Origin of the sequence: Microbacterium sp. NPDC079176 (assembly GCF_040686675.1) — a bacterium.
Lineage (GTDB): Bacteria > Actinomycetota > Actinomycetes > Actinomycetales > Microbacteriaceae > Microbacterium.
The window spans coordinates 312,679-333,375 of sequence record NZ_JBFBLM010000004.1 but is presented as its reverse complement, the minus strand read 5'-3'; the positions used below and the strand labels follow the sequence as shown (position 1 = coordinate 333,375).

Genomic DNA, 20,697 nt, shown 5'->3' with positions numbered 1-20,697 from the left:
GTCAGCTGCAGCCCCGTCATGCGCCGAGAACGCGATCCAGGTATCGGTTCGTGAATCGGCGATCCGGGTCGAGCCGGTCGCGCACGGCGGTGAAGTCGTCGAACCGCGGATAGCGCTCTCGCAGCTGCTCGGCGGTCAGCGTGTGCAGCTTGCCCCAGTGGGGCCGTCCGCCGTGCTCGAGCATGATCTGCTCCACGGCCTCGAAGTACACCGACGGATCGGCGCGCCAGTAGCGGTGGACCGCGATGTACCCCGTGGCCCTGCCGTACGCCGTCGACAGCCACCTGTCGTCGCCCGCCGCGAAGCGCACCTCGATCGGGAATTCGATGCGCCATCCTCGTCGCTCGATGAGCTCGCGCACAGCGCGGAAGGCCGGCACGACGTTCTCGACGGGCAGCGCGTACTCCATCTCGCGGAACCGCACCGTGCGGCTCTGTGTCAGGACGCGGTGCGACAGCTCGGTGTAGCGCCGGTCGCCCGTGAGCTTCACCGCGAGCCTGTTGAACGGCGGAGTGATGACGGGTGCCACCTGCCCGGCGGCGCATACCGCCCGGTATACGCCGTTCGAGAGCAGGGTCTCACCGATCCAGCGCCCTACGACGGGGAGAGGCTGCCGCCGAGTCGACTCCGGCAGTCTGGTCTGTCTCTTGGTCAGAGCGATGTCCGTGTGCGGGAACCAGTAGAACTCGAAGTGGTCCGATTCCTCGACCCGACTGTGCAGGGTCTCGAGAACGTCGTCGAGAGGCGCTGGCTCGTCGACTGCCTCCAGGAGGAGGTTCGGCACGCACTGCAGCGTGATGTCGACCAGGATCCCGAGCGCGCCGAGCCCCAGTGTGACCGCGGGCAGCAGATCGGTGTTCTGCCTCTCGTCCACTCTCAGGAACTCGCCGGCTGCGGTCACCATGGTCGCCGCGACGACCTGTGTGGCGAGTCCTCCGAACCCGGACCCGGTCCCATGGGTCCCGGTCGAGATCGCGCCGGAGATGGACTGACGGTCGATGTCGCCGAGGTTCTCCATGGCGAGACCGAACGGCGCAAGCAGTGAGGGGATGCGGTGCAGCCGGGTTCCCGCGAGCAGAGTCGCGCGGCCGGTGGACGCGTCGGCCGATACGAGTCCTTGCATGTCGTCGAGTTCCAGGAGCACCCCGGGGGCGACGGCGATGCCCGTGAAGCTGTGCCCCGCTCCGACCGCCTTCACGGTGAGACCTTGCGACACAGCTGCCCGGACGGCGCGCTGCACGCCTTCCGGCGTGCGCGGGCGCTCGACGCGGAGCGGCTTCACCTGCGCCGACCGCCCCCAGTTCTGCCAGGTTCCGCCGATCCGGGTCACAGGAACGCCTTCCCCTCGCCGCGATACGTGGGAAGCTCGTCGACGATCTCGTCGCCGGAGACGAGCTGGTAGCTGTCGATGCGCTCGGCAGGCTCGCCGCTCTTCGCGTGGCGGAACCAGACCCGATCGCCCACTCCGAGGTGCTGGGCCTCTCGCCCCTGCAGCGGTGTCTGCACCTCGCCCGCGGCCTCGCGCGACAGAGTGCGCAATCCCTGCGGCCAGACAGGCGACGGCTGTCGCGACGCCACGGCGGGGCCCGAGGCGATCCATCCGCCACCGAGCACGGTCGCGATGTCGGCGGCCGGCCGCCGCACCACGTCGAACGCGAACGCGGACGCCGGTGCCGGGCGGAAGGATCGATACCCGTCGAAGAGGTGCCCTCCGAGCAGTCCGCTGCCGGCACTCGCCTCGGTCAGCGATTCGTCGCTGCCGGTGAACTCGAGGGAGCCGGTCCCTCCGCCGTTGAGGAACTCGAGAGGGGCGATCTCCGAGAGTGCGCCGACGATCGCGGCTCGTCGGTCTCGCAGCTCTGACCGCGAGCGCGCCTGCATCAGACGGATCACCGGCGCGTCCGGTCCCGCGTTGTCGCCCTGCCCGGCGATCTGGGCCTCGTACATCTGCAGGCCGACGAGCGTGAAGCCGGGGCGGCGGACGATCGTGCGAGCGAAGGCCGCCACCTCTCCCGGAGTGAACAGCGCGGACCTGCGGACGCCGATATGACCGAGCGCCGCCGATCGCAGTGAGGCGTCCGCGTCGATCGCGACACGGATGTCGGGGCGATGGCCGGCAGGCGCGACGCTGTCGACGATGTCGAGATGCGCCGGGTCGTCGACCATGAGCGTGATGCGCCGCGCCGCCTCTTCGGATTCGAAGAGCTGCGCGAGTCCCGCGCGATCGACCGTCGGGTAGCCGATCACGATGTCGTCATGGGTCTCGGCGAGCCAGAGCGCTTCGGCGAGGGTGAACGCGAGAATCCCCCGGTAGCCGGGAAGCTGCAGCACCGCGTCGAGCACCGAGCGCACGCGCACCGACTTCGAGGCGACGCGGATCGGCAGTCCGCCCGCACGGACCAGCAGATCCAGGGCGTTGTGCCGGAGCGCTTCTCTGTCGATCACCGCCACGGGAGCAGAGAGGTGGCCGGTCGCCGCAGACAGGCGCGGCCAGTACCGTGACGGGTCGTGCCACTCGGGGGAGACTGCGTTTCGTCCCTGATCGGGGCTCATATCGGCGATGAGGTCGAGCACTCCCCCACCCTATGTCCAGCGCGGACGCGGATTCATGCTTTCTGAGATCGAGTCGCAGCGCAGTCGTACGGCCACGTCCGGAATCCCGGTACTTTAGCCGCAATGCTCGTAATGAACATCCACGGTCGCCGTCTCTATCACTGAGGCCGTCATTCGTGGCGGCTCACCGGCCGTGCCCGGCCGGTTGCCGGGGGGTAGCGATGCTGTCTCAGCAGCATCACAGGGAGACGGGCGCTGGGACGCCCGTCTCCCTTCGCCCTGTCCGTGCGGGATGCGGCGCCGGAGCGGCCGATATACCCGTGTAATCTGAGCCAGTCACATGGAGCCCCCGTAGCCCAATGGCAGAGGCAGGCGACTTAAAATCGCTTCAGTCTGGGTTCGAGTCCCAGCGGGGGCACAGCGCGCTTCTCAGCCATCCGCGCGTCCATCTGCCGCGCCGCGGGTCTGTCCGTTCGCGGATGCCGACCCGCGCGCCTCACGGATTCGGCGCAGGACCAGCACACCGACGGCGATCGCCAGCGCTGAATACACGGCGTAGTCGAGATACCCGAGCAGGTGCTCGAGCTGCTCGTGCTGGGTTCCCAGCAGGGCACCCACCCCGATGAGCAGAGTGTTCCACAGGCCGCTGCCCACGATGGTGTAGACGCTGAATCGCGCCAGGTTCATCCGCGTGGCACCCGCAGGGATCGAGATCAGGCTGCGGACTCCGGGGACCATCCGCCCCACGAGCACCGTCCACCCTCCGCTTCGCTGGAACCAGGCCACTCCCCGGTCCAGATCGCCGCGGCTGACCAGCTTGGTGGCCGCGAGAAGCCGCACGGCCCGCTCGATGCCGATGGCCGCCCCGAGCCAGTAGAGCAGGAGCGCCCCGATCCATGAGGCGAGGGTGCTCCACACGATCAGCCAGCCGAGCGTGAGGTCGCCGCTCTGACTCAGGTAGCCGGCGAACGGGAGAATCACCTCGCTCGGAATGGGCGGGACGAGCACCTCGAGGAACACCAGCACGCCCACCCCGATGTCGCCGAGCTGGGTGAGGACGTCGGCGGCGAACCCGGTGAGGCCGGAGAATCCGTGATCCGACGGCGATGACTCGGCGGCCGCCATGATCGCGCCGCTCATCGACCGAACAGATCGCCGATTCCGGGGATGCCCAGGTCGCCGAGCCGCTGACCCCATTCGCTCGCGGCGTCGCCGAGGCCCGAGACGGTCTCACCGGCCGATCCGAGAACACCCTCAGCGGCTCCCGCGAGCTCCTCGCCGCCGAGTCCGCTCGCGATCGCCTCGACGTCGACACCCTGCGCGAGCGCGTCGAAGTCGACACCGAGCCCGGCCGCCTGCTCGAGAAGGGGGGCGGCGACGGCACTGCCGACGGCGCCGACCGCCACGATGCCCAACGCGCCCACGGCGGCGCCGCCGACGGCACCGGCAGCGCCGAACCCGCGCACCCGCGACAGGATGCCGCGCATGCGTCCGGGGTGCGCCGCCTCGGAGCGCCCGGCCGCACGTGCGAGATCCTCCGGCGAGGACGAGGTCGGGCGTTCGCCGGGCGCGAGCTCCGTGTTCATGCGCTCCTGCACCTGCGCGCGCTGCGCCGGCGTCAGCCGCGCGAACGCCTCGCGATGGATCTGCTCGATGCGGTGCGGATCGGCGGTCTCGAGCAGGTAGTCGTACCGTGCGATCGCGGCCCGGTCGGCATCCGACCCCGATCCGGCTGCACGGGAGGCGGAGGCGGCACCGGCAGGAGGCGGAGAGTACGGGTCACGCGACGTCCGGTGCACCGGCGGAGGAGAGTATCGATCATTCTCCGGGTGACGCCGTCCGGGCGCGGGAGGCGTCTGCCCCCGCGAGCCGTCGCGATCCGTGCGGGATCCGCTCTCGTCGAGATCGAGGGCGCGAGCGGCCATCCCGAGCAGTCGGTTGAGTTTTCCCATGGTGACGATTCCTTCGTGGTGTGGACGACCACGGGTCTCGACAGCGGTGCGGTGAGGGGTCCTTGGCCGTCCGCGGATACGGACGCCAGGTCTCCTCCACCCTCACGGGCCGGTGGGCCGGGACACGACCTCGTATCCGTAATGACGACACCACCGCAGACGGGAGTACTCCCCTTGCGCTGCCGACGGTAGCAAGCGCGCCTATGAACGGGGTGCGAGACACGCCCCGTCGCCGCAGACGACGAACGCCCCGACTCCGGAGGACTCGGGGCGTTCGAGGAGAGGACTACTTGGCGGCAGCCGTCTCGGCGGTCTTCTTGGCGGCCGGCTTCTTGGCACCGGTCTTCTGGCCGGCGGGCTTCTCGTCAGCAGCCTTGTCGACGGCGGTCGCCTGCGCGGCCGGAGCCGTGACGGCGGGAGCCGGCGCATCGGCGGCCGGACGCGGGCGAGCGGCGAACTCCTCGAAGACATAGCGCGGGTTCTGGACCGTCTCGAGGTTCACCAGGTCGCGACCGAGCCACAGGTTGTTCCACCAGCCCCACACCACGCGGAACTTGCGCTCCCACGTGGGCATCGCGAGGCCGTGGTATCCACGGTGGGCGACCCAGGCGACGAACCCCTTGAGGGCGATCTTGCCGGACTGGAAGACACCGTTGTAGAGCCCGAGGCCCGCGACGGCGCCGAGGTTCTTGTGGAAGTACTCCTTCGGGTCCTCGCCACGCAGCACGGCGACGATGTTCTTCGCGAGGAGCTTCGCCTGACGGACGGCGTGCTGGGCGTTCGGCACGCAGAAGCCGCCGACGCCACCACCGGACAGGTCGGGGACGGCAGAGACGTCACCGGCGGCCCAGGCCCCGGGAACGAAGGCCTCGGGGGTGCCGACACGGAGGTCTGCACGGGTCTGGATGCGGCCGCGCTCCTCGATCGGGAGGTCGCCACCGCGCACCACCGTCGGGTTCGCCATGACACCGGCGGTCCAGACGATCAGATCGGTGGGGATGACCTCACCCGTCGACAGCTCGACGTTGCCGTCGACCGCGCTGGTGAGCTGCGTGTCGAGGTGCACGTTGGCGCCACGCTTCGCGAGGTCCTTGAGCACCCACTCGCTCGTCTGCAGCGAGACCTCGGGCATGATGCGCCCCATCGCCTCGATGAGGTGGAAGTGGGTGTCGTCGAAGGTCAGCTGCGGGTACTTGCTGACCAGCGACGAGGCGAGCGAGCGCAGCTCGGCGAACACCTCGATGCCGGCGAAGCCACCGCCGACGACGACGACGGAGAGCAGGCGATCACGCGCGGGGCCCGCAGGCAGCGACGCCGCCTTGTCGAAGTTCGACATCAGGCGGTCACGGATCGCGACGGCCTCCTCGATCGTCTTCAGGCCGATCGCGTTGTCTGCGATGCCCGGGATCGGGAAGGTGCGCGAGACGGCACCCGCGGTCACCACGATCTGGTCGTACGCGAACTCGTACGGCTCGCCCACGGGAGGCGTGATCGTCGCGACCTTCTCGGCGTGGTTGATTCCGGTCACCTTGGCGGTGAGCACGTTCGTGCGCTTGAGGTGACGACGGTGGGCGACCACCGAGTGTCGGGCTTCGATCGAGCCGGCGGCCACCTCGGGGAGGAACGGCTGGTACGTCATGTACGGCAGCGGGTCGACCATGGTGACGTCTGCTTCACCCTTGCGAAGGTGCTTCTCCAGCTTCCACGCCGTGTAGAAGCCTGCATAGCCTCCACCGACGATCAGAATCTTGGGCACAGTGCTGTTCTGAGGCACAGGGGGACAACTCCTCGGGAGTCAGGAATGTGGCGTGCGTGCGCGCGCCGATCGGATGCGCCGGGCAGCTGCGGTGACGCCAAGCGCTATCAGGATACCAGGGACTGTGAGCGCGATGAGCGGCAGGGTACCGTAGCGCAGCGATTCAGCGCTGGGAAGCAGCGGTGAACCGGCTTCCGTCGGCGCGTCCGCATCCGGCAGAGGCGGCACCTCGACCGGCGCGGCGCTGGGTTCCGGCTGCGGGACCGTCTCCGCCCGACGGAACAGGCGAACCCACTCGGCGAGGTCTCCCATGGGGTTCTCGGAGACCTTGGGCACGTCCCCGCTGATCGCCGCCTCGGCATCCACCAGACCGTAGCCGTAGAGGGGGTCGGGCGGATCCGCCATGCCGGGGACCTCGATCGCCGTCTTGATGATGCGGTTGATGACGTTGGCGGCATCGAGCTCGGGATGCGCGGACCGGACGAGGGCCGCGATGCCCGCGACGATGGGCGCCGCACCGCTGGTGCCGCTCCAGGGCACGACCGTGCCGTCCGCCGAGACACCGCGCAGGCCCTCGCTGGGTGCCGCGATGCCGATGGTGATCCCCTGCGTCGAGGCCTCGATGCTCGCCGTGCCCGTCTGATCGACTCCGCCGACCGTGAGCACGCCGGGGATCGTCGCGGGGGCGCCGATGATGTCGGTGCCGCTCCCCCGATTGCCCGCCGCGACCACGACCACGACGTCGTTCTCGAAGGCGTAGAGGAACGCGTCGTCCCAACTCTTGTCCCAGTCCAGCGTGTTCGTGGTGAACGAGAGGTTGATGATGTCCGCCCCGTGATCGACCGCCCAGCGCATCGCCTTCGCCACCTGCTCGGTGAACGGCACGGCGGCAGCTGCGCCGAACCCCACGGAGATCGAGAGCAGATCGGCTTCGGGGGCGACGCCGATCATGCCCTTGCCGTCGGCCGCGCCGCGCCCGGCGGCGAGGGATGCGACCCACGAGCCGTGATTGCCGTCGATGGCACCCACCGGGGTGCGCCCGTCGGGTGTCCCGGTGCCGGACACGTCCGTGCCGCCGACGACGGCCCCGTCGAACACTCCCGGGACCTTGGCGATCCCGGTGTCGATGACGGCGATGGTCACTCCGTCGCCGCGGGTGGTCTGCCAGGCGTCTCGGATCCCGGCGCCATCGAGCCAGTATTCGGCGGCGCGCACCGGATCGGCAGGATCATCGGGCACCGGTGGCGGCGTCGCCGCTGCGCCGAGGAGCAGGACGGATGCCACGATCGTCGCCACCGCGACGCCGTTGCGCAGCATCCGCGGCGGCCTCATTCGGTCGACGCCTCGACGTCGCGCAGCGCCGCGCCCGGGGCGTCGCACCGGCACTTCTCGGGAGACCACGTCGAACGCTCGAGCGCCACGTCGCCGATCGGGTTCACGCCGGGGCCGGCCGCGAGAGCGTGACCGGCCAGAGCGTGCAGGCACTTGACGCGCGTGGGCATGCCGCCGGCCGAGATGCCGTCGATCTCGGTGACCTCGCCGAACTGCGCACGGTCGGCGAGGTAGGCCTCGTGCGCCGCGAGGTAGGCCGCCGCGACCCCGTCGTCCTCGGCGAGGAGCGCCGCGAGCTCCGGCATGACCTGCGTGGCCTCGAGAGTCGACATGGCCGCAGTCGCGGCAGGGTGGGTGAGGTAGTAGAAGGTGGGGAACGGCGTTCCGTCCGGCAGCCTCGGCGTGGTGGCGACGACCGTGGGGTTGCCGCAGACGCAACGGGCTGCGATGCCGACGACGCCGCGAGCGGTTCTCCCCAACTGGGCCGACACCACGGCGAGTTCGGCGGTCGTGGGGGCGGGGAATGGCGGCGTGGTCACCCGACCAGCGTACGGGAGCCGACCGGGAGGATGCTCGGAGCACACGCCCCGTGCGGCGGCGGCGCAGGTCAGCGGGCGACTGCGGCCGTGTCGCTGAGTCCGGCGGACGTCAGAGTGCGCAGGAGCTGCGGCATCCAGTCGGAGGGCGTCTCCTCGAGCGTGTCGCTGACCGGGCCCTGCTGCTGCGGAAGCGCGGCGGGGTCGAGGTCGTTGTCGATCAGGTACACGACCTCGCCGGGCTTGACGTAATACAGGCGCTCACGCGCCTGGGTGGTGATGTACGCCGGGTCGTTCCAGCGTTCACGCTCTTTCTCGAGCGCGGCGATCTGGTCTTCGGAGACCTGGATCGACTGCTCCAGAGCCGAGATCTTCTGCCTCTGATCGATGAAGGTGCTGAGGGTCGGCACCAGCACCCACGCGCCGAGGACCACGAGAGACAGCATGATGACCGAGAAGGCCGACAGGCGGATGCCGGAGGCCCACTCGCGCACATCGACCCTGCGGTCCTGCGCGCCTCTGCTCGCCGCACCCCGGGGCGTCCGACCCGCGGTGCGCTGTGCGGGCGACGGCGGCGCTGAGGCGGGTCGGGTCGCACCCGGAGACGCCGAAGGAGGAGCCGGTCGTCGTGCCACGGCTCCTCCTCCGTTCGAGCCGCTCAGGCGGCTTCTGTTTGTCTCAGCTGTGTTCAGCCCTGGTAGCGCGGGAACGCGGAGCGGCCGGCGAAGACAGCCGCGTCGCCCAGCTCCTCCTCGATGCGCAGAAGCTGATTGTACTTCGCGACGCGCTCGCTGCGAGCAGGCGCACCCGCCTTGATCTGACCCGCGTTCGTCGCGACCACGAGGTCGGCGATCGTCGTGTCCTCGGTCTCACCCGAGCGGTGCGACAGCATGGCGGTGTAACCCGAGCGCTGCGCCAGGCTGACCGCGTCGAACGTCTCGGTGAGCGTTCCGATCTGGTTGACCTTCACGAGCAGCGAGTTGGCGACGCCGCGCTTGATGCCGTCAGCCAGACGCGTCGGGTTGGTGACGAACAGGTCGTCTCCGACGAGCTGGACCTTCGAGCCGAGAGCGTCGGTGAGGAGCTTCCAGTTGTCCCAGTCGTCCTCGGCGAGGGCGTCCTCGATCGTGACGATCGGGAAGTCGTTGACCAGACCCTGGTAGTACTCGATCAGCTCGGGGCCGGTCCAGTCCTTGTTGTCGAGGCGGTACACGCCGTCGCTGAAGAACTCGGTCGCTGCGACGTCGAGGCCGAGCGCGATCTCGGTGCCCGGCTTGAAGCCGGCCTTCTCGATCGCCTTGACGAGGAAGTCGAGACCCTCGCGGTTGCTGGGCAGGTCGGGGGCGAAGCCGCCCTCGTCGCCGAGGCCCGTCGCGTAGCCGGCGGCCTTCAGCTCGCCGCGCAGCACGTGGTAGGTCTCGACACCCCAGCGAAGCGCCTCGGAGTACGTCTCGGCGCCGATCGGCGCGAGGAAGAACTCCTGCATGTCGATGCCGTTGTCGGCGTGCTCGCCGCCGTTGATCACGTTGAAGAGCGGCACGGGCAGCACGTGCGCGTTGGGGCCGCCCAGGTAGCGGAACAGGGGCAGATCGGCCGAGTCGGCCGCGGCCTTCGCGACGGCGAGGCTGACGCCGAGGATCGCGTTGGCGCCGGTGCGCTGCTTGTTCTCGGTGCCGTCGGTCTCGATCAGGATCTCGTCGACGATGCGCTGCTCGCTCGCCTCGATGCCCTCGAGCGCCGGTCCGAGCTCGTCGATGATGGCGTCGACGGCCTTGAGCACGCCCTTGCCGCCATAACGGCTCTTGTCGCCGTCGCGCAGCTCGTACGCCTCGAATGCGCCGGTGGATGCACCCGACGGGACGGCTGCCCGCTGGACTACGCCGTCGTCGAGGAGCACCTCCACCTCAACGGTCGGGTTTCCGCGCGAGTCGAGAATCTCGCGTGCGCCTACAGCCTCGATCAGTGCCACTGATGTGCTCCTTGCTCAGAGAAAAGGTGTGTGGAGCGTCGTCGATCCGCGCCCAGTCTAGCCCGCCCGAACCTCAGCACCCGGGTCGGGGTCGGAGGTTCACACGACGACAGCGAGCGCGACGCCATCCCAGCCTTTGACACCGACCGTCTGCAGCGCGGTGGCGTCGAAGCGCGGGTCCTCGCCCAGCATCCGCAGTGCATCCCTGGTGCCGACGACCTTGGGGTCGGCCGCATCGTCGCGCACGATCTCACCCTCCCGTCCGATGTTGTCGAGCACGATCACGGTTCCGGGACGGCCCAGTTTCGCGGCCCAGTCGAGGTAGACCGTGTTCGACTCCTTGTCGGCGTCGATGAAGACCAGGTCGAAGCCGCCGACCAGCGTGGGGAGCACGTCGGCACCTCGGCCGATCCGGATGTCGACGCGGTCTCCGACGCCGGCGGCATCGATGCTCGCGCGGGCCACGGCGGCGTTGTCCGCTTCGGCCTCGACGGTGATCACCCGCCCCTCGGGACCCACCGCCCGTGCGAGCCAGATCGTCGAGTAGCCGCCGAGCGTCCCGATCTCCAGCACGCGGCGAGCGCCGCTGATGCGGGCCAGGAGGTTGAGGAGCTTGCCGCCGACCGGCGCGACTTCGATCTCGGGAAGACCGGCATCGTGCTGAGCGGCCAGCGCCGCCTCCAGCTGCGGATCATGACCGACGAGGAGATCAGCGAGATAGGCGTCGGCATTCGACCAGGCGGCGGGAGTGGATTCCATGCCCTCAGCAAACCGTGAGCCCCGAAGAGCGTCAAGAGGGTTGCGGCCCCCTCCCGGCTCGGGGAGCGGACAGCAGCCGCCCGGGCGCGCCCGCGAGCTCGGGCTGACGACGGAACTGGCCCGTGAGTGCCAATGCGGCGATCACCGCCGCCGCGACGATCCATCCCGCGACGCCGAGAGGTCCGGCGAGTGCGAGATCGGGCTGCGATGCGGCGAAGATGAGGACGAGTCCGGCGGCCGCGTTCAGCGAGCCGTGCGCGAGGACGGCGGGCCAGACCGATGCGGAGCGCAGACGCAGCCAGCCCAGCAGCACACCCCAGGCCATGCAGCCGCCGATCATGAACAGCACGCCGGTGATGTCGGTGCGCCCGAAGTTGTAGCCCAGCAGGATCACCGGGCTGTGCCAGAGGCCCCAGATCGCTCCGCTGATGAGGAGTGCCGGCCACGTGCCGAGCGGTCGCAGGGCCGGGACGAGCCACCCGCGCCAGCCGAGTTCTTCGCCGAACGCCAGCACACTGTTGATCAGGGCGCCGACAGGGATCATCACGATCTGCGAGATCACGATGAGCTCGATCGGGGGCATCGGCGCACCGGCGGGCAGCGACCTCGCGATCTCAGCGGAGAACGCCGAGAACGTCGGGTCGAGCTGCACCCATCCGAAGGCCGCCGCGACCACGATGCCGAGCGCGACGAGAACCGGAGGGACGAGCCAGCCCGCCACCATCAGCCAGACGACCCGCCTGGCCGGGCGCAGGGGCCAGATGCCCAGGAAGCGGAGCCGCTCCCCCGGTGCCGGCACACGCAGGGCGAGGGTGACCACGAGCGCGGCGAGCGCGGGGGTCAGCATCATCACGGGCAGCAGGAACCAGGCGCTGGGCTCGGCGAGGCCGTCGCCCAGCCACAGCGGCAGGGCGACGAGCCAGGCGAGCCCGCACGCGAGCGCGACGAAGAGGACGACGGATGCGGCTCTGATGCGGGTCATGGATTGACTCCCGGTTCGGTGTCGATGTGCTGTTCGGTGTCGATGTGCTGTTCGGTGTCGATGTGCGGTGCGATCATCGGGATGCTGCGGAAGCGAGGACGGATGCCGCTGTGGAGGCGTCGTCGACGGTGACGACGAACACGCGACCGTCTGTGCGGGTGATCTCGAGGGCCTCGCCGGTGCGCAGCACGAATCCGCGCCGCCCGTCGGTGCCGATTCGGTAGCCCCAGCCGCCGAACTCGGCGAACGGGTCGACCTGCACCGCGCGAGCGCTGGCGATATCGGCCGCGGCGATCTCGAGACGCGGCCATCCGGCGACGGAGCGCACCCGAAGGCCAGCGGTGCTCGCCCGCACCCGGAACGACAGACCGGTCGCCACGACGATGACGAGGACCACAGTGATGCCCGCCACGATCCACCCGGCGGCGATGCCCCGGGCGAGCAGCAGCACGCTCACGGCGACCGTGAAGAAGACGCTGATCCCGAGGACGACCTGGCCACTGCGGGCCACGTTCACGGTCTTCATCCACACGGCGCGCTCGTGGTCGGCGAGAGGCAGAGGTGCCGCCGGATCCGCGGACGCGACGGATGCGACGGGCACCTTCGGCTGCGCGAACCATCCGATCACCCCGAGGCCGGCGGCGATCGCGACGATGACCGGGACCCAGAGGGTGATGTCGGGCGCCTCGGTCGCATCGGAGAGCCCTCGCTGGGAGCCGGTCGTCGTGATCGCGAGCATGGACATCAGGCCCGCCATCGCGAGGCCGGCCGCTCCGAGCAGACGGGCGGTCGTCGACCACTGCGACTGAGGAAGCGGCCCGCCCGAGCCCCGTGGGGGCAGCCTGTGCGAGACCAGGACGATGATCGCGAACATCGCCACGATCCCTCCGCCCAGGCCGATCAGCATGACCAGTGGCGTCCACCGCGGCGCGAAGCCATCGGCCCCGTCGAGGCCCCAGTGGATCGCCGCAGGATCGGGGATGTCGGGCAGCCACGCCAGGACGATGACGGCGGCGAGCACGATCAGAGCGGCGGGGACGATGACCCCGACCCACCAGAAGGCGGTGCGGGCGCGGCGGATCTCGGGGGTCATGCGTCGGTCTCCTTGATGAGCGCGGCCAGTGTCGAGGAAGAGAGTCCGAGGGATGCGGCGCGGGCGACGAGCGCGGCGATGTCCTGTGAGAGCTCGGCGAGCGGAGATGCAGCAGCGGACACCACCGCTCCCCTGCCACGGCGCAGATCGATCAGCCCCTCGTCGCGCAGCTGCTGATAGGCACGGAGCACGGTGTGCAGGTTGATCTCGAGCGCCTCGGCGAGTTCACGGGCGGCAGGCAGCCGGTCACCCGGCACGAGACGTCCGGCGAGGACATCGGCGCGAACGGATGCCGCGACCTGATCGAAGAGCGGCCGAGCGCTGTCGGCGTCGATGCGGATCAGCATCCCGTCCTCCAATCTTCTAGTAGTTCTACATAAACTATAACAACTGTCGCAACCCTCCAGCGAGCTTTGTCCGGATCAGGCCGTCGGCCACACTGACCTCATGCGCATCACTCCCCGTCGTCTCGCCACGGGCATGAGCCTGTGGGTCCCCAATCTGTTCAGCGGCATCCGCATCCGCCGCTTCAGCGAGGACTGGACGCACGCCACGGTCGAGCTGCACGTCAACGTGTTCACCCGCAATTACGTGAAGACGGCATTCGGCGGCTCGATGTCCGCGATGACGGACCCGTACTTCTTCATGCTCGTGATGCATCAGCTCGGTCGGGACTATGTCGTCTGGGACACCCGGGGCGAGATCGAGTTCGTCAAGCCCGGGCGCGGGGTGCTGACCGCCGAGTTCGAGGTCAGCCGCGAGCGGGCCGAGGAGATCCGCGAGCGGGCGCACGGCGGTGCGAAGGTGCTCGAGTGGTTCGAGACCGTCATCACCGATCGCGACGGAGACGTCGTCGCCAGAGTCCGCCGACAGGTCTACATCCGCGAGAAGCAGCGCGTCACCTCCGCTCGGGGCTGACGGCGACGGCGATACCGGACGTTCACCCGGACGTGCCACGATGACGGGATGCCCCTCGCCCGCCGCCTGACACTGGTCGACGCCGTCGCGATCGGTCTCGGTTCGATGATCGGCGCCGGCGTGTTCTCCGTGTGGGCACCGGCCATGGGAGTCGCCGGAAGCGGCATCCTGATCGCCCTGGCGATCGCCGCGATCGTCGCCTACTGCAACGCGACCGCCTCGGCGCAGCTCGCCGCCGCGCATCCCGTCGCCGGCGGCACCTACGCTTACGCCCGCGCCGAGATCGGCCCGTGGTGGGGATTCGTCGCCGGATGGAGCTTCGTGATCGGCAAGATCGCCAGCTGCGCGGCGATGGCCATGACCTTCGCCGCCTACGCGGCACCGGAAGGCTGGGAGGTGCCGGTCGCCGTCGCTGCCGTCGTCGCTCTCGCGGCGGTCAACTGCTTCGGCGTGACGCGAACCGCCCTCGTCACGCGCATCCTCGTCGTGTGCTCGCTGCTCGGACTCGCCGTGGTGGTCGCGGTGGGCCTCGGCGGTTCCTCGTCTACCGCCCCGGCTCCCCTTCCGGATGCCTCCGCGTACGGGGTGCTTCAGGGCGCAGGCCTGCTCTTCTTCGCGTTCGCGGGATACGCGCGCATCGCGACGATGGGCGAAGAGGTCGTCGACCCCGCCCGGACGATCCCCCGGGCGATCGCCCTGGCCCTCGGCGGCACGGTCGTCGTCTACACGCTCGTCGCGATCACGGTCGTGATCGTGCTCGGCGGCGACGCGGTCACGAGCACCACCCCTCTCGCCGATGTCGTCACGGCCTCGGGGTGGACGGCTCTCACTCCTGTCGTCCGCGTGGCCGCGGCCGCCGCCTCGCTCGGAGCCCTGCTCGCCCTCCTGACCGGCATCGGTCGCACCACACTGGCGATGGCCCGCGAAGAGGATCTGCCGCGCTTCCTCGCGAAGGTCGACGAGCGTTGGCACGTACCCCGTCGAGCCGAGATCACGATCGCGGTCATCATCGTGATGATCGTGCTCGTCGCCGATCTGCGCGACGCGATCGGCTTCTCCTCGTTCGGTGTACTGCTGTACTACCTCATCGCCAATGCGGCGGCATTCCGCCAGCGCACTGCGGCTCGCCGCTATCCGCGGGTGCTGCAGGTCGTCGGTGCGCTCGGGTGCCTCGTGCTCGTGAACACGCTGCCGGTGGTGGCTTCGGTGGTGGGTACCGCGGTCGTGCTGGTCGGTGTGCTCTATCGGATGATCCGGCTGCGGCTCGCGCGCTGATCAGGGTGGCGCGGCAGCGCTCCGAACGTCCTGCGCGGAGGACGCCCGGTACGCGCGGGGCGCGATTCCGAGCACGTTCCGGAAGTCGCGGGTGAGATGGGCGTGATCCGCGTACCCCAGGTCGGCGGCGAGATCCGCCAGATCGACCGATGGGTGCAGACGCAGGTGCTCCGCGGCCTCCTGCAGCCTGCGGCGCCGGATCATGGCGGCCGGCGACACTCCGACGTGACGATGGGCGAGGCGCTGCAGCGTGCGCAGCGAGACCGCGAGTCGGGTCGCGGCCTCCTCGACCGAGTCGGCCGCGCCCTCCTCCATGAGCACCTCGACCAGCGCGTTCGCATGCCTCGCACTGTCGTCGAGGGGTCCGACCCGACGAGCGAGCCACTCCGAGAACACCGCGACGGCGCGTTCGCGGTGCCCCTCCCCCGACGCCATCGCAGCACTGACCCCGTCCGCGAGCTCGGGAGCGACGACCGGCTGCTCGGAATCGACGAGTGCGGCAGGGTCGTCGATGAGGGCCGCGACAGCTGCGGGTCGCAGCAGGGCGCCCACTGCCCAGCCCGTGCCGGTCAGCTCGCGATGCGAAGCCCGTGTCGTCGCCCCGGACAGACTCACGTCACCGTTCTCGACGACGAGGTTCAGCGCCGGGTAGCCGACGATCTCCTGGCGAGACGATCGAGCGGGCTCGATGCTCCACTCGGGAATCCAGAACCACACCGCGAGGTCCCGCGCGGCGGTCGCAGGCGGCAGACGATGGAAGTCCGGCAGCCGGGCCGGATACAGCACACCGCGGGTCGCACGCATCGCTAGCCGCCGGCGAGGATCGTCACGGTGACCCGCATGGCGGACACGGTCGGTCCGAGGTCGTCGACGTCCATGCCTCGACCCTATGACCCGGCGCACGATCGTGTCGCGCAAGTTCAAGCGCGCGTCTGCGACTGCTCCCTACTGTGGCTGCATGAGCACCGAGAACAGGACCGGCGTGACCGGCGAGCACACCACGGACGGCCGACCGAACAGCGCGACCTCCCTCACTCCCTTCCTCGCGGTCCCCCGGGCACGGGAGGCGATCGAGTTCTACCGGGACGTCTTCGGCGCTCGCGTCATCGATGTCACGGAGTTCGGCGGTGTCGTCGCCCATGCGGACCTCGACTTCGGGTTCGGCCACCTGCAGCTGGGCGAGCCGAGCCCCGACTATCATCTGGTTTCTGCGCCGTCGGGAGACGGCGACTGCTACTCGATGGGACTCTATGTCTCGGACGTCGACGCCGTCGTCGAGCGTGCCGTCGCCGCGGGCGCAACCGTGCGCGAGGCTCCGTCGGCGTTCGTGTCGGGAGACCGATTCGCCAGCATCCGGGATCCGTTCGGCGTGCGATGGTCGGTGATGACCCGGGTCGAAGACCTCTCGGACGAGGAGAGCGCACGGCGGGTCGCCGACTGGGCGGCGTCCTTCAGTGCTGCCCCGTCTGACGGCGCGAGCTGAGCGCGGTCTCGGCAGCCCGACACGCGGCCGGGAGCAGTGCCTCCGCCGTGCGCCGATAGCCGAGCGGACTCGGGTGGAAGCGATCGAGGCTGAACATCGCCTCCGGATCGTCGAAGAACATCGGGCCGACGGCGCGGCGGAGGTCGACGGGGTGCGCGCCCTCGGCACGAGCGGTCTCGGCCTGTACCCTGGCGAGTCGACGGGACATGCTCGACATCAGGCGCCGCAGAGGCTGCGGTACGGGGCGGAGGGTTCCGAGATCGGGACAGGTGCCGACCACGACCTCCGTACCCCGAGCACGCAGCCGTCGGACGGCCTCCCGCAGGTGCTGCGTCGAGACGGCGACGGGGATGCGGTGCGTCACGTCGTTGCCCCCGACCACGATCACGGCGACATGCGGGGCGTAGTCCTCGGGCAGCGCGTCGAGCTGGGCGGCGAGGTCGGGCGATTCGGACCCGACGACGGCGGCCGTGCGCAGATGGACCGGTCGTCGCATCCGTCGCGCCAGACCCTTGGCGAGTCGTCCGCCCAGTGTCTCCTTGCGCCGCTCGGCGCCGAGGCCCGCCGCCAGCGAGTCTCCGAGCACGAGCAGATCGATCGGCATGCCGTCGAGCGAACGACGCCAGACGCGGTCGGCGTCGATCGACTCCTCACCGAGCGGCTTGCCGATGCGTCGACGCGCGATCGCGGCCTGTCGGGTGAGGACGACCCGGACTCCGGCGGCGGCCACCGCGGTGGCGACACCCACCGCCGCGACGGCGACGAACGGCGGTCGGCTCATGTCCCGATTCGACCGGAACGGCGTGAACGCCGAGTGAACGGCATCCGCCGAACTCAGGAGAGGGGCTTGAGCTCCAGCTGCGAGGTGCCCGACGACACGGTCGCGAACTCCGTGTATCCGTCGGCGGCCGAGCGCTCGAGCAGAGCTTTCACGTTCTTCGTGCGCCGTTCCAGCCGCACTCGCGCCCCGGAGCCCACGAGACCCGCCTTGTGCATGACGAGCTCGGCGACCGGCACGTCGGCGTCATGGATGAGCACGACGGCGCGCTCGCCGGCATCCGCGCCCGCCGTCACGAGGTCGACGAGGCGCTCGAAGCCCAGCGAGAACCCGACGGCAGGGACCTGCTGGCCGAGGAAGCGGCCGATCATGCCGTCATAGCGACCGCCGCCGCCGAGCGAGTACGACACCGAAGGGTGGGCCAGCTCGAAGATCGTGCCCGTGTAGTAGCCCATGCCGCGCACGAGGAACGGGTCGAAGACCAGCGGGATGTCGGTCGCGCCTCGGCCGGCGGCGACGGCCTCGCCGATCGCGACGAGGTGTCCGACGATCTCGTCCGGGGCACCGTCGGGAAGCGCCTTGCGGATCTGACGTTCGCCGAAGGGGTTGTACTCCATGGTCTGCGGGCGCCGGAGGAAGGCTTCGAACGCGTCGACGGCCGATGGCGCCGAACCGCGCTCGCGCAGCTCGGCGGCGACGCCGTCGGGCCCGATCTTGTCGAGCTTGTCGATCGTGATGAGGACCCCGGGACGTTCGTCGCCCGTGAAGCCGAAGCTGTCGAGCATCCAGTCCAGCGCACGGCGGTCGTTGATGCGCACGGTGGCGCCCTCGAGACCCAGTGCGTCGACCGCATCGAGCGAGGCGACCATGAGCTCGGCCTCCGCGCGCGACGAGTCGTCGCCGATAATGTCGATGTCGCACTGCACGAACTGGCGGTAGCGCCCCTTCTGCGGTCGCTCAGCACGCCAGACCGGACCGATCTGGATCGCGCGGAACACACCGGGGAGCTGAGCGCGATTGCTCGCGTAGAAGCGCGCGAGCGGAACCGTGAGGTCGTATCGCAGACCGAGGTCGGCCAGGGCGCCCTGGTCGTCGGCGGCGTCGCGGATGGCATCCGCATCGAGGCCGCGGCGCAGCACGTTGTAGGCGAGCTTCTCGTTGTCGCCGCCGATGCCGGCGTGCAGTCGCGAGTACTCCTCGAGCGCCGGGGTCTCGATCTCGTCGAACCCGTGCGAGCGGTAACGATCACGGATCACGGAGAGGACGCGCTCGCGGCGAGCCTTGTCGGCGGGGAGGATGTCGCGCATTCCGCGCGGCGGGTTCACAGTAGCCACGCCTCCATCTTTCCAGGTCGGCGGGCCAGGCCGTGGACTCAGGCTTCGGATTCCGCCTCGCGGACCTCGGCCTCGACCGCTCGGAGCCGTTCGCGCAGCGCTCGTTCGGCATCCCAGCCCTCGGCGCGCGCGACCGCCACGAGGCGGAGAAGTGCGTCGCCGAGCTCTGCTTCCGAGGAGGGCGCCGGTCCAGCCCCGTCCGCGTCGGTCCGGGCGACGACGACGCCGGCCCCCTCGGCTCGACCGGCGACCTTCTGTGCCAGCGCGAGCGCCGGCATACCGCGCGGGATCCCGTCGAGGACGCTGCGTCTCGCGCGTTTCTCCGCCGCCTTCGCGGCGTTCCAGTGCACCAGGACCTCTTCAGGGGTCGTCGCGACCTCGTCCGCGAAGACGTGAGGATGCCGCCGCACCATCTTCTCGGTGAGCGTGGCCGCGACATCGTCGATGTCGAACGGGTCGTCGGGGTCCTGCGCAGCGATCGCGGCGTGGAACAGCACCTGCCAGAGCAGGTCGCCGAGCTCCTCACGCAGGTCGGCCCGTGAGCCGTCCTCGACGGCGTCGATCACCTCGTGCGACTCCTCGATGAGATACGGCACGAGATCACGATGGGTGATCTGCTGCGACCAGACGCAGCGATCCCGGACCTCGCGCATCGTCTCGGCTGCGGCGCGCAGCGGGTCTCGGGCGGGCTCTGCACTCACCGGTCCTCCTTCGAACGCCACTCGGGTCGCCTCGCGGTCACGAGGTCACGGCGCCGCGTCGTCGGTACGTACGGGCGCGGAGTGACACGATCACACCCGAGAGCACGAGAGCCACGAGCGAGCCGACGAGCACACCGAGGATGGCCTGATCGCGGGTGCCGGCGTCGGCCGCGAAGGCGAGGTTGGCGAGCAGAAGCGAGACGGTGAAGCCGATGCCGCCCAGCGCACCGGCGGCGAAGATGTCGGCGAACGGCAGGGCCGGCGCCGCGCCTCGGGGCCGGATCCGCATCGCGAGCCACCCGAACAGGGAGATGCCGATGATCTTTCCGACGGGCAGCGCCACGACGATCCCCCAGAAGGCGGGAGAGAGCTCCGACGGTGCGAGGGCGGGGATCACCACGAAAGCGGCGACGAACGCGAAGATCGGCAGGATCGCGCCGTTCACGGTCGGTTCGAGCACGTGCCTGGTGCGCGCGGCAGGAACGGGCGACATCACGAGCCCGAGCATCACGCCGGCGATGGTGGCGTGGATGCCCGACGAGGCCACCAGGCCCCAGGCGACGACGCCGACGATGATCATCGCGACGGCCACCGCCGGATGCCCCTTGGCGTGGAGCAGTCTGCTGAGCAGCCAGAACGCGACGACGGCGGCGACGGCGAGCGCGAGGAACAGCCACTGCACGTCGTGCGCGAAGAGGACCGCGATGAAGATGATGCCGATGATGTCGTCGAGGATCGCGAGCGCGAGCAGGAAGACGCGGACGTTCGACGGAAGCCCCCGTCCGAACATCGCGAGCACGCCGAGCGCGAAGGCGATGTCGGTCGCCGTCGGGATGGGCCAGCCCGTGGCGGTCGCGGAGTCGCCCGCGATGAGCAGATAGACAGCGATCGGCACCAGCACACCGCCGGCGGCAGCGATGGCCGGCTGCACGGCCTTGCTGGGCGAATCGAGCTCGCCGTGGGTGAGCTCGTGCCGCAGCTCGATCGCCACCACGAGGAAGAACACGGCGAGAAGCCCGTCGGACACCCAGTGCTCGATCGCGAGGTCGAGCACTGTGCCGGGCACGGCGATGTGGAAGTCGAGCACCGCGGCGAGCGCATCATGCGAGGGAAGATTCGCCAGCAGGATGCCGAGCCCTGCCGCGACGAGGAGCAGGACAGCAGGGAACTGCTGGCCACGGAGAGGGTTCGCGGAGATGCGCATCGCCCCCATGGTAATTGCGAGCGCCCCGCACGTCTCACATCGTCATGCGTTCAGAGCACGACCCCGACCCGG

21 protein-coding genes and 1 tRNA gene are annotated in these 20,697 nt (G+C 69.9%); 4 read left to right on the top strand and 18 right to left on the bottom strand.

Annotation, left to right across the window (positions count from 1 at the left end; all coding sequences use genetic code 11):
* Positions 1–16 precede the first annotated feature (16 nt).
* Together AB0P11_RS11970 and AB0P11_RS11965 are read right to left on the bottom strand one after the other, a co-directional pair.
* Entirely contained in the window at positions 17–1,330 is a 1,314-nt protein-coding gene (locus AB0P11_RS11970; RefSeq protein ID WP_363522161.1) for a D-arabinono-1,4-lactone oxidase, read from the bottom strand.
* Positions 1,327–2,574 (bottom strand): alanine racemase, encoded by a 1,248-nt coding sequence (locus tag AB0P11_RS11965; protein ID WP_072590972.1) that lies wholly within the window; start codon positions 2,572–2,574, stop codon positions 1,327–1,329. Before AB0P11_RS11965 ends, AB0P11_RS11970 begins: the two co-directional genes overlap by 4 nt.
* A gap of 324 nt (positions 2,575–2,898) precedes the next feature.
* On the opposite strand from AB0P11_RS11965, the gene AB0P11_RS11960 reads away from it, so the two are divergent.
* A tRNA-Leu gene (locus AB0P11_RS11960) sits at positions 2,899–2,971 on the top strand.
* An 11-nt stretch (positions 2,972–2,982) separates the two neighbouring features.
* On the opposite strand, the gene AB0P11_RS11955 is transcribed toward AB0P11_RS11960, so the two are convergent.
* From AB0P11_RS11955 to AB0P11_RS11905, 11 genes are all read right to left on the bottom strand, one after another.
* Positions 2,983–3,693: a DedA family protein gene (locus AB0P11_RS11955; protein ID WP_056277947.1), complete on the bottom strand. Its 711-nt coding sequence runs from the start codon at positions 3,691–3,693 to the stop codon at positions 2,983–2,985.
* A complete protein-coding gene (locus tag AB0P11_RS11950; protein WP_363522159.1) occupies positions 3,690–4,505 on the bottom strand; it encodes a cation-transporting ATPase in 816 nt (271 codons plus the stop codon). Before AB0P11_RS11950 ends, AB0P11_RS11955 begins: the two co-directional genes overlap by 4 nt.
* Positions 4,506–4,791: 286 nt before the next feature.
* Positions 4,792–6,261 carry an FAD-dependent oxidoreductase gene (locus AB0P11_RS11945; RefSeq protein WP_053099042.1) on the bottom strand — a complete coding sequence of 490 codons (1,470 nt, stop codon included), beginning with the start codon at positions 6,259–6,261 and terminating at the stop codon, positions 4,792–4,794.
* A gap of 39 nt (positions 6,262–6,300) precedes the next feature.
* Positions 6,301–7,593: a S8 family serine peptidase gene (locus AB0P11_RS11940; RefSeq protein ID WP_363522155.1), complete on the bottom strand. Its 1,293-nt coding sequence runs from the start codon at positions 7,591–7,593 to the stop codon at positions 6,301–6,303.
* The gene (locus AB0P11_RS11935) at positions 7,590–8,132 is read right to left on the bottom strand and encodes a DUF501 domain-containing protein (protein WP_053095505.1); all 543 of its coding nucleotides are present in this window, start codon (positions 8,130–8,132) and stop codon (positions 7,590–7,592) included. The genes AB0P11_RS11940 and AB0P11_RS11935 overlap by 4 nt, the downstream gene beginning before the upstream one ends.
* A 68-nt stretch (positions 8,133–8,200) precedes the next feature.
* Positions 8,201–8,764 (bottom strand): septum formation initiator family protein, encoded by a 564-nt coding sequence (locus tag AB0P11_RS11930; protein WP_363522153.1) that lies wholly within the window; start codon positions 8,762–8,764, stop codon positions 8,201–8,203.
* Positions 8,765–8,817: 53 nt separating this feature from the next.
* Positions 8,818–10,098 (bottom strand): phosphopyruvate hydratase, encoded by a 1,281-nt coding sequence (gene eno / locus AB0P11_RS11925; RefSeq protein WP_053095504.1) that lies wholly within the window; start codon positions 10,096–10,098, stop codon positions 8,818–8,820.
* Between the two features lie 99 nt (positions 10,099–10,197).
* A complete protein-coding gene (locus tag AB0P11_RS11920; RefSeq protein ID WP_295103320.1) occupies positions 10,198–10,857 on the bottom strand; it encodes an O-methyltransferase in 660 nt (219 codons plus the stop codon).
* A gap of 31 nt (positions 10,858–10,888) precedes the next feature.
* Positions 10,889–11,839, bottom strand: a complete 951-nt coding sequence (locus AB0P11_RS11915; protein WP_363522151.1) for a type II CAAX endopeptidase family protein — start codon at positions 11,837–11,839, stop codon at positions 10,889–10,891.
* Positions 11,840–11,912: 73 nt separating this feature from the next.
* Complete coding sequence (locus tag AB0P11_RS11910) at positions 11,913–12,932, bottom strand: DUF1648 domain-containing protein (protein ID WP_363522149.1); 1,020 nt, start codon at positions 12,930–12,932, stop codon at positions 11,913–11,915.
* Positions 12,929–13,279 carry a GntR family transcriptional regulator gene (locus AB0P11_RS11905; protein ID WP_072590965.1) on the bottom strand — a complete coding sequence of 117 codons (351 nt, stop codon included), beginning with the start codon at positions 13,277–13,279 and terminating at the stop codon, positions 12,929–12,931. The genes AB0P11_RS11910 and AB0P11_RS11905 overlap by 4 nt, the downstream gene beginning before the upstream one ends.
* A gap of 100 nt (positions 13,280–13,379) precedes the next feature.
* Between AB0P11_RS11905 and AB0P11_RS11900 the strand changes: the two genes are divergently transcribed.
* Both AB0P11_RS11900 and AB0P11_RS11895 read left to right on the top strand, forming a co-directional pair.
* Positions 13,380–13,850 carry a DUF4442 domain-containing protein gene (locus tag AB0P11_RS11900; protein WP_056277931.1) on the top strand — a complete coding sequence of 157 codons (471 nt, stop codon included), beginning with the start codon at positions 13,380–13,382 and terminating at the stop codon, positions 13,848–13,850.
* A 48-nt stretch (positions 13,851–13,898) separates the two neighbouring features.
* Positions 13,899–15,125, top strand: coding sequence for an amino acid permease (locus tag AB0P11_RS11895; protein WP_363522146.1), 1,227 nt, complete (start codon positions 13,899–13,901; stop codon positions 15,123–15,125).
* On the opposite strand, the gene AB0P11_RS11890 is transcribed toward AB0P11_RS11895, so the two are convergent.
* The gene (locus AB0P11_RS11890; RefSeq protein WP_072590962.1) at positions 15,126–15,929 is read right to left on the bottom strand and encodes a helix-turn-helix domain-containing protein; all 804 of its coding nucleotides are present in this window, start codon (positions 15,927–15,929) and stop codon (positions 15,126–15,128) included. It abuts the gene before it with no gap.
* Positions 15,930–16,083: 154 nt separating this feature from the next.
* Between AB0P11_RS11890 and AB0P11_RS11885 the strand changes: the two genes are divergently transcribed.
* Positions 16,084–16,608: a VOC family protein gene (locus AB0P11_RS11885; protein ID WP_363522143.1), complete on the top strand. Its 525-nt coding sequence runs from the start codon at positions 16,084–16,086 to the stop codon at positions 16,606–16,608.
* On the opposite strand, the gene AB0P11_RS11880 is transcribed toward AB0P11_RS11885, so the two are convergent.
* The 4 genes from AB0P11_RS11880 to AB0P11_RS11865 form a co-directional block, all read right to left on the bottom strand.
* Positions 16,577–17,389: an SGNH/GDSL hydrolase family protein gene (locus AB0P11_RS11880; protein WP_363522141.1), complete on the bottom strand. Its 813-nt coding sequence runs from the start codon at positions 17,387–17,389 to the stop codon at positions 16,577–16,579. The two genes, AB0P11_RS11885 and AB0P11_RS11880, sit on opposite strands and share 32 nt — an antisense overlap.
* Positions 17,390–17,442: 53 nt before the next feature.
* Positions 17,443–18,693 (bottom strand): ATP phosphoribosyltransferase regulatory subunit, encoded by a 1,251-nt coding sequence (locus AB0P11_RS11875; protein WP_363522349.1) that lies wholly within the window; start codon positions 18,691–18,693, stop codon positions 17,443–17,445.
* Positions 18,694–18,758: 65 nt separating this feature from the next.
* Positions 18,759–19,373 carry a MazG family protein gene (locus tag AB0P11_RS11870; protein WP_053099038.1) on the bottom strand — a complete coding sequence of 205 codons (615 nt, stop codon included), beginning with the start codon at positions 19,371–19,373 and terminating at the stop codon, positions 18,759–18,761.
* Between the two features lie 85 nt (positions 19,374–19,458).
* Positions 19,459–20,625, bottom strand: coding sequence for a Na+/H+ antiporter NhaA (locus AB0P11_RS11865; RefSeq protein WP_285363100.1), 1,167 nt, complete (start codon positions 20,623–20,625; stop codon positions 19,459–19,461).
* Between the last annotated feature and the right edge of the window lie 72 nt (positions 20,626–20,697).